The organism is Larkinella sp. C7, from assembly GCF_006149005.1.
GTDB lineage: Bacteria > Bacteroidota > Bacteroidia > Cytophagales > Spirosomataceae > Larkinella.
In genome coordinates, this window is sequence record NZ_VBSL01000287.1 from 1 (window position 1) to 311 (window position 311).

Annotated in this window: 1 protein-coding gene; it reads right to left on the reverse strand. The window is 33.8% G+C overall.

The window, feature by feature from the left end:
* On the reverse strand, window positions 1-272 hold a 272-nt coding region (locus FH871_RS35445; RefSeq protein ID WP_212768437.1), incomplete at its 3' end, for an ATP-binding cassette domain-containing protein.
* Window positions 273-311 lie beyond the last annotated feature (39 nt).

Here is a 311-nt window from a genome sequence, read left to right on the forward strand (position 1 = left end):
GTTTGGCGGCGATACTCATCCATGGCCTTCTCACCCTTATTTTTTTGCGGTTGTCCTTTGATAATAACATCACCAGAATAATTTCGGTCCAAGCCGCCAATAATATTCATTAGAGTGGATTTTCCTCCACCAGATTCTCCAAGGATACTAATGAAATCTCCTTGATCAAAGGAAAGATTAATCCCTTTTAAAACAGGAAATTCCTCCTTACCAAGAAAATAAGACTTATAGATATTTTTTAACTCCAATAAACTCATATGAATTCCTTTCATTTTTTGTAATATTGAAATGATACAATTTTTTGTATAGCC